This window comes from Draconibacterium sp. IB214405 (genome assembly GCF_033963885.1).
Classification (GTDB): Bacteria; Bacteroidota; Bacteroidia; order Bacteroidales; family Prolixibacteraceae; genus Draconibacterium.
This window is the reverse complement of the sequence record NZ_JAXBMA010000002.1, coordinates 693,939-706,034: the sequence shown is the minus strand read 5'-3', so window position 1 is coordinate 706,034 and position 12,096 is coordinate 693,939. Positions and strand designations below refer to the sequence as shown.

The window sequence follows — 12,096 nt, the reverse complement described above, 5'->3', positions numbered from 1 at the left end:
GGAACGATTTTTTCGGGTACAGCCGTAACAAGAAAAAACCAATGATTCAATTGCCGGGGAAATATTTAAGAATTTCGTTGATACTCTCATTTGTTATTAGCCTGATTATTCATTTTTCGCTGATAGCAAGTATTTTTATCGATAACGGTTTTCGGCGTCATTCCCACGAAGTTCAATTTCCTCCGGTATTTATCATCGCGCAGTTTATTGCCACATTCCTTCTTGGCTTTTTAGTTTTTGTTGTTAACCACCGCTTTTATCAGCCGTTAAGTGTGCAGCACAAATTAAAAATCAACCGGGTGATCAGTTCAATATTTATCACCCTGGTGCTTGTTTTTATTGGAATATTACTTCTGAATCTGTTAAATAATTATATCGTCTCAGAATACGATCTTCGTTCGCGACATCGCGAGATTGAAGCAATAACAAGAAACCTGTTTTGTGCCGCCATAGTTTTAATCTGTATAAACGTAATCCGTTTTTTGCACCACAAACAAACCATGGAGCTGGAAGTGGAACAACTAAAAACACAAAGTGTACAAAGCCAGTTTGAGTCGTTAAAAAATCAAATGAGTCCACACTTTTTGTTTAACTCACTTACCGCATTAAATAACCTTGTGGAGGAATCGCCGAAAACTGCCAGCACCTATATTAACCGTCTTTCGCAGGTACTTCGCTATTCACTTCAAAGCAACAAAAAGCAAACGGTTACGGTGTCCGAAGAGCTCGATTTTATCGATTCATATTTGTTTCTGTTAAAAATCAGGTACGGCGATAATTTATCCATAAAGACCAACATCGACAATCGTTTCTATTATTATAACCTTCCGCCTTTAACCATTCAAATATTAATCGAAAATGCGGTAAAACATAACGAGATAAGTAAAAGTAATCCGCTGCTTATCGAGGTGCTTTCAACAGATGATGAGAAGATCGTGGTAGTAAATAAAATTCAGGAGAAACTTACGACTGAAGAAGGCAATGGTATTGGACTTTCGAACCTTACGAAACTTTTTCGTTTATTAGGAAAGGAAATTACGATTATGGATGACAAAGGTGAGTTCAGGGTTGAAATTCCGTTACTTAAACCGAACAACTATGAAGGCATTGATAATTGAAGATGAAAATCCGGCTGCAAAACAGTTGGTTAATATTTTAAAAAAGCTGAATGATGTTGAAGTGGTTGACATTCTCGACAGCATTAAGTCTACCATTCAGTGGTTTAAAACCAATGCCCAACCCGATGTAGTTTTTATGGACATTCATATTGCCGACGGATCTGCATTTAAAATCTTTGAATTTGTCGAGATCACCTGCCCTATTATTTTTACCACAGCTTACGACGAATATGCCATCAACGCTTTTAAAGTAAACAGTGTTGACTATCTCCTAAAACCGATAACACAGGAAGCAGTAGAGAAAGCGTTTCAAAAAATCAATGTACTTACCGGAGAAACATCCACCCGGAAAGAAATCAGTGAGATCATCAAAGAATTAAACCGGGTAAAAAGTTACAAAACCCATTTTCTGGCCTCGGTTAAGGGAAGTAAAATGGTTCCGTTATTAGCCGAAGAGATTGCATTTTTTTATATCAAAGAAGGAAAAGTAAAAGCGGTAACCAGCGATAAAAAGGATTATCAGTTGGATTTTACGCTCGATGAACTCAATACCAAACTTAATCCCGACAATTTTTTCAGGGCTAACCGGCAGTTTATTGTTTCTCGAACAGCGATTAAAGAATTAGACTCGTGGTTTAACGGAAGATTAGCAGTTGTTTTAAAAATTCCTGCTCCCGAACGAATTCTAATCAGCCGTTCACGTGTTGGCGAATTTAAAAACTGGTTCACGGGTCTGTAATTTCTCGTCGGTCGTTTCATCTCCTTTATTAAACATTTCACCCCGCATTTTATCTGTTTCAACCTTAACACATTAATCTTCTGCCCTTTTTATTGGTCAAAACCTTAAAACGTAGAAAATCAATTAACCGTGACCTTATGAAAAATCAAATCCGTTTACTTATCCTTATTAACCTCATCCTACTGTTTTCCTCCCCGGTTTTAACGGCGCAGGACGAAGTAGGGATCAAACCGCTTACAGGAGAAATTGAATTTGACGGACTGGTAAATGAGCCGGCCTGGAAGATGAGTCAAAAACTCCCGATGGTTATGCATTTCCCGGTATTTAACAACCCATCTACCGAACAAAGCGAGGTGTACCTGACCTTTGACAACAACTATTTGTGGGTCGGTGCCATTCTGTACTATAATGATGTTAATGATATTGTATCAACCAGTAAAAAAAGAGACGAAGAATCGGAAAACTCTGATGCTTTTGGAATTCTGCTCGACTCCTACGATGACAATGAAAATGCCCTGGCGTTTTTTACTATGCCATCGGGATTGAAGATCGACTACTCTGTTTCAAACGACGGGCAAGGTGGTGGCCCCGGACCGGGAATGAGTTCAAAAAATTACACCTGGAACTCCTATTGGGACGTAAAAACCACTACCACCGAGGAAGCCTGGCATGTTGAAATGCGAATTCCCTTTTCCAGTTTGCGGTTTCAAAGCAAAAACGGTATCACTAAAATGGGATTGATCGTTAACCGAAATATAAGTCACCTGAATGAGATCAACACCTTCCCACCGATAGATACAAAATATGGCCGCGATGCCAATACCCGGCCGTCGCTGGCAAAAACCATTGTTTTTGAAAATATAAACCCGCGTAATCCGGTTTATATTTCGCCTTATGTTTTGGGAGGAACAACCCGCATGAACGAGTTGAACGAGAGTGAAACTGATTACGAAAAATCGGATGATCCGGAACTTACCGGCGGATTAGATTTAAAATATAACCTTAACAGCAACCTCACACTTGACTTTACAGTAAATACCGACTTTGCCCAGGTTGAAGCGGATGACGAGCAGGTAAATCTTACGCGTTATTCACTGTTTTTCCCCGAAAAAAGGCTTTTCTTCCAGGAACGATCAGGCATATTCAGCTACGAACTGGGACGGGCACAAGACCTCTTTTATAGTCGGAATATTGGTATTGCACAAGGTGAACCTGTAACCATTTACGGCGGAGTTAGAATGGTTGGAAGAGTAGGAAAATGGGACGTCGGATTCCTTGACATGAATACTGCCGACTTTGAAGAAACACCGTCGGAGAACTTTGGTGTGGCTAGAATACGAAGACAAGTTATCAACGAAAATTCATACATCGGAGGAATGTTGACAACCCGTCTGGGTTGGGACGGCAGCTACAATATAGCCTATGGTTTCGACGGAATTTTTAAATACACCGATGTTGATTACATAACCGTAAAACTGGCACAATCACAGGATAAATCTATCGATACAGAAGTGTTCTCTATGGATCCGACATTCTTCTCATTAGAACTTCAGCGTCGTGCTGAAGAAGGATTTTTATACGAAGCAAAATATGCGTATTGGGGAGAAAATTTTGATCCAAAATCGGGTTTTATTTTTATCAATAACGTTCACGAAGTTAATGCCAGCACAGGATATGGCTGGATAGCCGATGAAAAGTCACCTATTTTCAGGTACTCCTTCGAAGGCGATTTCAGTATGAGGAGCCGCATGGAAGACGGAAAAATAGAAAACATGGAATTGGCGCCACAATTTAAAATGGACTTGAAAAACGGAATCGGCATTTTCCTGATGCCGGGTTTCAATAAGGAAGGCGTTCCTTTTGATTTTTATTTGCCGGGAGGTATTGTTGTTGAGGAAGGCGATTATTCTTTTTGGGCATTTCGCTCGCACTTTAACACTCCACGTACCAAAAAAATTGTTGCAAATTTTAGTATCGATGGAGGGGGATTTTACGACGGCAATCAGTTTTCTGCTGAGCTGGAAACCGACTTTAACATTTCATCCAGCTTTCAACTATCGGCTTTTTACAAATTCGACAAGGTACGTTTTGATGAAACCAACCAGGAATTCACCAATAACCTGGCACGTTTAAAGGCCACTTATATGCTCAATACCAAACTATCGATGAGTGCCTATATGCAGTACAACGAACTGGAGAATATTGTCCTTTCCAACTTCCGGCTACGCTATAATCCACGCGATGGCAACGATCTTTACCTGGTATTGAACGATTCTCGTTTTGCCGACAAAACAGATCTTACCCCAACTCCTCCGGGTTTTCTTTCGCAAACAATATTATTGAAATACACTCACACCTTTAGATTATAAGCCATGAATCGGATTAAATTGATATTAAACATTCTTCTGCTGATAGTTATGCTATTACTGATGGATCCGCGCTCGTTTTACGGACTGGAATTCCACGAATGGGCAGGACTAATAATTGGCTTGTTTTTTATTCTTCATAAAGCGCTGAACTGGAGCTGGATAAAAAAGGTAACGGTCTGCTTTTTTAAAAGCTCTCCGGGAAGGACGCGTCTAAACTATGTGCTGGATGTATTTCTTCTGGCCGGAATGGTATTAATGATTTTGAGCGGAATTGCCATTGCCCGAACCATTGATTTTTCGTGGATGAATTTGGGAGGTTCCCGAATGTTTTGGCGTGTTATGCACACCAGCTCATCGTTTATTACCCTGGCGCTTTTTGGCATTCACCTGGGGCTTCACTGGAAATGGGTACAACAACGTTTTAAATTCAAAAAAGTAGCGTCATGAGTAAAAAGATCATCAATGGAATAATTTCGCTGGCAATTGTAATTGCAGCTTTATACGGCCTGTCGCGATTACGTTTTATAGAACGCAGCATTTGGATCTTTAAAACCAATAACGAACAAAATACTCGTCGCGGTGGTTTTGAACGAGGAAATCGCGGAGGCAGAGATTTTAGGGCACTATCACAGGATTTTGCGGGAAGAGAACGTTTAAATTTTGAAAGCCTCCCCGACAGCGTTCGTCAACGAATTATTGCTGAAGGAGGCACCGGAATTCAAAACGATAGTTTAAGGAATCGAGGTGCCAGGAATTTTCCCGGTGAAAGAGATGAATTCAGAGGAAGAGGCCAGGGACACGATTTCAGAAGAAGCAATAGTGTTCGGCTGGCTAGTGTAGGCTGGTTTTTTATTGTATTTGCCGGATTTACGGTCGTCACCATTTATATGGATATGCTTATAAAATGGGGAAAACGCAGAAAAAAATAGAGAACAACAACTATAAATTATTATTCAAAACAAAAGAAGTACGCATATGAGTAAGATTAGCAAAACATTTAGAGTTTATCACCGCTATTTAGGATTTTTCCTTGCCGGAATTATGACAATTTATGCCCTGAGTGGAACACTTATGATTTTTCGCACAACAGATTTTCTTAAGCAGGAGAAAATTACGGAGCGAGAGATTGGAGCAAATGTTCCGGCAAAAGAATTAGGCGCAAAACTGTTTATACGAAACCTGCAGGTTTTGAATGAAGACGAGAACACTATAACCTTTTCGCAGGGAAGTTACGACAAAACAACAGGCATTGCCAAGTATCAAGTAAAAGAGCTTCCCGTGGTTTTGCAAAAGCTGGAGAGGCTGCATAAAGCAACAACAAATTCGCCTTTATACTATCTGAATATTTTCTTTGGTATTTCTCTGCTGTTCTTCTCTGTTTCAGCATTTTTCATGTTCACGAAAACTAATAAAGTATTGCGTAAAGGTTTGTATGTGGCATTGGCCGGAGTAGTATTTGCTGTGGTAATGATATTGATTTAAGACATTAAATCCTCACAGATTTAATTGAATCGATAAAAAACCCTCGCTATATGTTGTAGTGAGTGTTTTTATTTCAACAGAAATATTACCCGTTACAAATTATTTAATTCGAATTTGTTTTAAAACCGAACTGATCAATTTTACAGATTTTCACAAGTTTTCAGAATTCATTTCAAAATAGACAGCATATTTTCGTATATCCATTCCCAATTAGCACCGAAGTAGAATCATAAAATAAAGTTATTGTGACACGTAATTATCAGACGGTGTGATATTAACAGCTTCAGAACTTATCTTAAAATCATATCCTCCGGAATATAGGTCAAATACAGCAACCTGTTTGTTGTTGTGATTTTGAATTCCAGTGTAATTTACACCTTTAACCATATGAATATTTGCCAGCGATTTTTCAGTTAAAGATCCATCCAATTGCAGGTATAAAGTTGCTTGGGTGTTCGCAGGAATTTCAGTAGAATATGATGTGATATTTCCACTATCGGTCGACCACGCTGATTTTATTTTGCCATAATATGAATCGTACTCTGCATTAACTTCGTTTATTCTTTCCTGGTCGTTAAATTTCGTTCCGTTATCCACAGAAGGTTGCAGGATGATGTGTTTGAATCCCGGATTCTTCTCATCTTTTTGTATCCCGGCCATATTTTCAAACAACCATTCACCAACTGCTCCATAAGCGTAATGATTAAACGAGTTCATTCCGTTGTCTTCAAAACTGTTGACATGACTGTATGCATTCCATCTTTCCCAGGTTGTGGTGGCATTTTGTTTTACTTCGTATAACCACGATGGCATTTCATCCTGCAGAAGCAAGTCGTATGCAGTACTGATTAATCCATTTTCAGTTAAAACAGGTAACAAAACGTTTACCCCCAGAAATCCTGTTGATAGTGTTTTCTCTCCCTGTCCTTTTCGGATGCTTTCGTCTTTGTTATCAATATTTGTGAGAAGGTTTTTTATTAGAATATCTTTTTCTTCTTCTGAATGATACAAACCCATTTTTAAGGCCCACAAAATGCTGGTTTGAGAATTGTCCTGAATGATGCCGGTAGAAAGAAAACCACCGTTTGTAATGTTGTCGGCTGACACGGACAAGAGGTTTGCTTCCTTATCCAGGTATTTTACTGTGAGTAAATTCCTCATCCGATTATACTCTGCTAGATATCTCGTTGCATCGTTTGATTTGCCAACTGCATCTGCAATTTTCGACATCAAAAGAGCATCGTAAGCCTGGTAGACTCCGGCCATATATACACCCGAAGTTGTTTGAAGCGCCACCCAGTCGCCAAAACCGGCACGCAGGTTGTCTTTCATCACTTCATTCATGTAAGAAGAGAGCAATTCGTAGTTGGTTTTCAAAACCGAAATATCTCCAGTTTGTTGATACAGGGCCCACGAAAGAATAATTCCAATATCTGTCCACCCGGCATTGGTTCTGCTGCCACCACCAATACCACCGGGAACTTCGTCTCCCAGACTGGGGCCTGGCATAGTTGTGCCGAGTCTGCCTGCATTATTATCGGCAAAATTGGCCGAGATTTCCATGTAATTGTTCATGAAATTTACGGCATCGAAATTATAAAGTGCAGTTTCGGCAAACACCACAATATCACCCGACCAACCCAATCTTTCTGATCGATTCGGACAGTCGGTGGGAATTGTAATATGGTTACCCATTTGGCTCCACAAAGTGTTTTTGAATAAGCGGTTTACATTCTCGTTGTTGGTTACGATATTGCCTGTTTGTTTTAGTACCGAAGTTATCGGTTGTGCATAAACCGAATGAATAGTAATGTCGTTGTCGGTGGAAATCTCCAGGTAACGAAATCCATGAAATGTGAAGTTTGGACTGTACTTTTGAATTTCATTATCGTTCAGATAATATACATCAGTATACCAGTCGTTTTCATCGTCTCTGCCTCTGGTTAAGCCGGTCCAGTACAGTGTGCCGTTTGGCCCGCAGCTTCCGGCTCCGCTTTCATGATTTGGATTCTTTTTCCCGTCGTTCAACATCTCAGCTCCACGCAGTTTTATTTGTGTCCCGTCCGGACCGGAGACTGTGATTCCGGTAATGCCTGCAATGTTTTGCCCCAAATCGATCATCAGTCTTTTATTGGCGGGGAGTTCAATTTTATTCCCAGGATCCACCGGCTCTGGAATTACACTTCCGTAATCCAACCCACCTGAAAAATCTATTTTCTCCGGATTATACATAAAAGTATTCTTACTTTTCTTCGGATGAATTCGAAGTTCTTCTGGCATGTATGCTGTATTTTCATCACCACCTCTGAGAATCGGTTTATAATCCAGTTTTTGCACCTTTTGCCACTTTGAATCATCAAAGCCAACATTGTTCCATCCCTTGATATTTTTCTCCAATCTGGCGTCATAAATTTCTCCAATAAAGAAATCATTTTGCAAAACGGGGCCATCGTCTGAAGCTGTCCAATCGCTTGTGTTTGTGCGAATAACCTGTTGACTCCCATCTCCGTAGTTGATAACGAGTTTGGCAATCAATGCAAGCTCGTTTATTCCTGCTTCGCCAATTTCATGATAATATTCACGACCGATTAAACCGGCATACCAACCGTCGCCAATGCGCGCGGCAATTGTGACTTTATTTCCTTTTACGATGGGCGTTACATCGTAGCTTCTGTAATAAATATAGTCGTTGTAGTTTGTCCAGCCGGGGCTGAAAATATCAATCAGCTCTTCTCCATTTTTGGACGTCTTTTTAACTTTCTCACCATTTACGTAGGCATCGAAAATTCCAAGTGAAGAAATATATAAACGTGCCGATTCTACTTTGCCCTTTATATCCTGTTCGGTTCTGAACATGGGCATTTTTGTTGCTTCTTTCTGGTATTCCACCGGTTTCCCGTTAAAGGTCTCCTGGAAAAAGGAAACACCTGAGGGGCCACCGGGGCCGAAGCTGAATCCTGCAGTGGGATCGGGAGTTGGAGCAGTAAGTTCGAGAGAACTTTCTCTGATTTGTTCCGTTTTGTCGTCCACGCTGAGTGTGAGATTTTCAAATACTGCACTTTCTGACTCACCTTGGAGTTGACGGGACCTGAAGTCCATTCGGGCTTCATTGACAAACAGTCCTAAAAATGGCCTTTCAATGGCGTAATTGTGTTCGATTCGGTTGATTTCTTTTTTGTTTACAGAAGTTATAATCAAGTGGTCTGTTACCAAAATTGAGAGTTCAAAGGAAATTCCTTTCTGAATCAAATCGCCCAACCCTGTTTTAGCGAGTTCAACATTACCTGCAGAATTTTCTTTTACCGCGTTTAGTTCCTTTTCAGTAAAGGTCCAGGCAAAACGGTTTTTGGAATTTTTTATTCCAAAGTACAAAGTAAATCCTCCAACTAATATGGTCGGCTTCACTTTGATTTCCATCGAATTTTTGAAGCAGTTTTCTACCTGTGGTTTGTAATATATCCAATCTGCCGAACTAAACTCTGTTCCCGTTTCGAAATATGCCGGAAGTGATTCAAGTGATTCTCCGTTTGTGCAGGTAACACTTAATTTCCAGGTGTATCGGGTTTCAAGTTTTAATTGTGGTCCCTCGTAAGGAATCGCGACCGAAATATCGCTGTCAACCATACCACTGTCCCATACTTTGTTTCCTTGAAGATCCTCGACTTCAATTCGGTAATCTTTTTGCCCCTGACCAATTTGGTCTGATTTCATTTTCCATCCAAACTTAATGCCGGATCGTTCAATTCCAACAGGGTTTTCAGCGTAATTAACCGTTAAGTCATATATTTCAGTTTCAGCTTGTGTTGCATTAAATGAAAAAATAAGTGCAGCAAACAAGCAGAAAATAACAGGTTTCAGAATTCGGTTTTTCATAGATATTTTGTTTTATTCAGGTGCCTGTCCAACAATAGCAGGGACATTATATTTTGCAGTACGCTCGTCTTCGATAACGCCCGACCAATTCAGCCCGAACGCAAAGTCGTACGTATTTCCTTCGCTATCAATATGACATTCCATATCGCGAGGTACATCCTCAAATTGTGCCTCCACAGTTTCCATGTTTGCAGGCATTTGAAGTGGCAGGAGTCCCGATGGTTCAACCTGACCACTAATAATTTCGAGGAAAGCATTATCAGGTACATTGGCAGCACGGTTTCCTCCAAATCCTACAAGTATTGCATCTACCTCGTTTTCAAATTCAGTGAATACCATCGGATTCGACACATCTAAAACTACGATTGTTTTTTTAGCCGCGGCTGCAGTGTTCAGCACAAGATCTAAATGTGGTTCGTTTGTAATAATGCCCGTTCTTCCAAAATACGAACGATTTTCCTTAACCATTTTAGTCGTTCCGTTTTCGGTTACCTCAATCATATCTCCTCCTAGCGACTCCCGGCGTACAAATTCTGAATTTGCAGTGTAGGGACGATATTGAAGCGAAATTGGTAAATAGGTGTAATCCTTTCTATCGGTTATACTACTTTCAGAACCCGGACCATCTTGCATTCCTCCTGATTCCATGAATGTGGGATTCCCGTTTTTAGGATTGTTTATCCGGACAATTGCAAAATCGCATTCTGCTATTTTATCTTCTGATGCCCGAATGATGTCACCAGCCGAAAGCGTTGGATTACCATCCCGATCAGCCGGGCCGCTTAATTTTTCAGACAGTGCATCGGTAAGTACTTCATAATAAATGCCTGCTTCCTTCAGGTTAAATCCGGGCTCGGCAGAAGCCGGTGTTCTCGACCACCCACCGGCAGCCGGAACAAACACTCTTGGAATATAAACCTTTGGTTTTTGTCCTCCTGAAGTCGCTTCGTGAATCATGCCGGTGCTGTTTTTCAGCATCACAATCGATTTTAGGTGAGCCTGATGTCCTGCGGCTTTATGCTCTGGTTTTAAAGCGGTAGATTCAGCTACTTCATAATCAAGATATGGATTATCAACGATACCGATGTTAAAGTGGGTTCTTAGAATCCTTTCAGTAGATTTTTTCATGATCTCATCCATCTCGGATTGCCCTAGTTTAGAAACTCCCAATTCATAGGCTTTCATCGCTAAATCAATACTTTCCTGAATGTCTCCACCTTCACCTCCAAAGGCATCGCACCCTGCTTTCAGGAGGGATAATCTTTTTTCCACCGGAGTCAGATCTTCAACACCATAATTTTTACTGGTCAGCACACCAAAATCAGTCAGAATGTATCCGTCCCAGTTGTACCTGTCTCTTAATAAATGATTGAGTTTGTAATTGCTGTAACTTGTGGCCAAACGTTCTCCACCCACCGGCGAACCATCTGCTTCAATCCCGATGGAATAGTTTGTCATGGCTGCCGATACAGTTTTGGTTTTTCCGGGCAAATCCATACAAGCTAAAAATGGTAAGGTATGCGTAAAAAACTGGCCGCCGGGAAATACGTTGTAAGCCCCGTCGCGGGTATGCGATTCACGGCCACCTTCGGCAGCACCGTCGCCTGAAAAATGTTTCATCTGGTTGTTTACGCTGTGTTTGCCCCAGCCCAGGTCATTTCCTTCTTCATCGTAAGTCGATTGCCATCCGTTGATAACACCTTGTGCTACATCCATCGACAGGGCAGGGTCTTCACCAAAAGTACCGGGAATTCGTTTCCAGCGTGGTTCGGTTGCAAGGTCCATCTGCGTAGCCACCTGCATGGATATTCCCATGGCGCGCCATTCTTCCGACATCATTCGGCCGTATTGCGCTCCAATTTCAGGATCGAAAGTTGCAGCCAAACCAAGGTTGCTTGGCCAGCTGGTTACATCTCCCGACCGGGGATCATCGATCCAGACCGCGGGTAAACAGGTCATATTCCCAAGGCTTTCAATGTATTCCTGAACCATATTATTCCAATTCACTTTTGTCCGGGTGTCGTCAGCTCCGCCACGAGGTGCTCTCAACTGGCGATAGCCGAAATCCAGTGACTCCATAATTATGGCATCCAGCGAATCTGCATTTACTTTCCAACCGCCAAATGGATTCATTTTCATTCCCATCATTTGCTCCGCTGAAAACTCATCGACCATGGCTGCTGCCCGGGTATTAAAATCGAGGCGCCAATCTTCAAACTTATCGAGTAATCCATTACGGTTGAGGTCTTTAAATGCATAACCATCAACCTGTATTAAATGAAGAGCAGAACTCTTCGAATAGCCTAGTGTAGCTCCTTCTTCATTGTTGACTTTGGTCCAGCCGTCCGGTGTTTGTGACTCCGACCATTTGACTTTGCCGGATCCGAGTGGATCCGGATTCCTCGGGTATTCTTCGGTTTTATTGCAGCCTGACAACATTGTAAAAATAATTGTTGACAGAACCGGTATAAACAGTGATTTAGCTGATGAGCTAAAGTTTTGGAATAAGTTCATT

8 protein-coding genes are annotated in these 12,096 nt (G+C 41.1%); 6 read left to right on the top strand and 2 right to left on the bottom strand.

What is annotated here, in order from left to right; genetic code table 11:
- Window positions 1-41: 41 nt before the first annotated feature.
- The 6 genes from SLH46_RS09190 to SLH46_RS09165 all read left to right on the top strand — a co-directional run bounded on the left by SLH46_RS09190 (window position 42) and on the right by SLH46_RS09165 (window position 5,708).
- On the top strand, window positions 42-1,118 hold the full coding sequence (locus SLH46_RS09190; protein WP_320280881.1) for a sensor histidine kinase: 1,077 nt from the start codon (window positions 42-44) through the stop codon (window positions 1,116-1,118).
- Window positions 1,099-1,857 (top strand): LytR/AlgR family response regulator transcription factor, encoded by a 759-nt coding sequence (locus SLH46_RS09185; protein WP_320280880.1) that lies wholly within the window; start codon window positions 1,099-1,101, stop codon window positions 1,855-1,857. Before SLH46_RS09190 ends, SLH46_RS09185 begins: the two co-directional genes overlap by 20 nt.
- Window positions 1,858-1,994: 137 nt before the next feature.
- On the top strand, window positions 1,995-4,226 hold the full coding sequence (locus tag SLH46_RS09180) for a DUF5916 domain-containing protein (RefSeq protein WP_320280879.1): 2,232 nt from the start codon (window positions 1,995-1,997) through the stop codon (window positions 4,224-4,226).
- Between the two features lie 3 nt (window positions 4,227-4,229).
- Window positions 4,230-4,673: a DUF4405 domain-containing protein gene (locus SLH46_RS09175; RefSeq protein WP_320280878.1), complete on the top strand. Its 444-nt coding sequence runs from the start codon at window positions 4,230-4,232 to the stop codon at window positions 4,671-4,673.
- Window positions 4,670-5,155, top strand: a complete 486-nt coding sequence (locus SLH46_RS09170) for a hypothetical protein (protein ID WP_320280877.1) — start codon at window positions 4,670-4,672, stop codon at window positions 5,153-5,155. Before SLH46_RS09175 ends, SLH46_RS09170 begins: the two co-directional genes overlap by 4 nt.
- Before the next feature lie 46 nt (window positions 5,156-5,201).
- A complete protein-coding gene (locus SLH46_RS09165; RefSeq protein ID WP_320280876.1) occupies window positions 5,202-5,708 on the top strand; it encodes a hypothetical protein in 507 nt (168 codons plus the stop codon).
- A 240-nt stretch (window positions 5,709-5,948) separates the two neighbouring features.
- Here SLH46_RS09165 and SLH46_RS09160 read toward each other — a convergent pair whose 3' ends face one another.
- Both SLH46_RS09160 and SLH46_RS09155 read right to left on the bottom strand, forming a co-directional pair.
- Window positions 5,949-9,581, bottom strand: coding sequence for a family 78 glycoside hydrolase catalytic domain (locus SLH46_RS09160; RefSeq protein ID WP_320280875.1), 3,633 nt, complete (start codon window positions 9,579-9,581; stop codon window positions 5,949-5,951).
- 12 nt (window positions 9,582-9,593) lie between these two features.
- The gene (locus SLH46_RS09155; protein WP_320280874.1) at window positions 9,594-12,095 is read right to left on the bottom strand and encodes a glycoside hydrolase family 3 N-terminal domain-containing protein; all 2,502 of its coding nucleotides are present in this window, start codon (window positions 12,093-12,095) and stop codon (window positions 9,594-9,596) included.
- Window position 12,096: the final 1 nt, after the last annotated feature.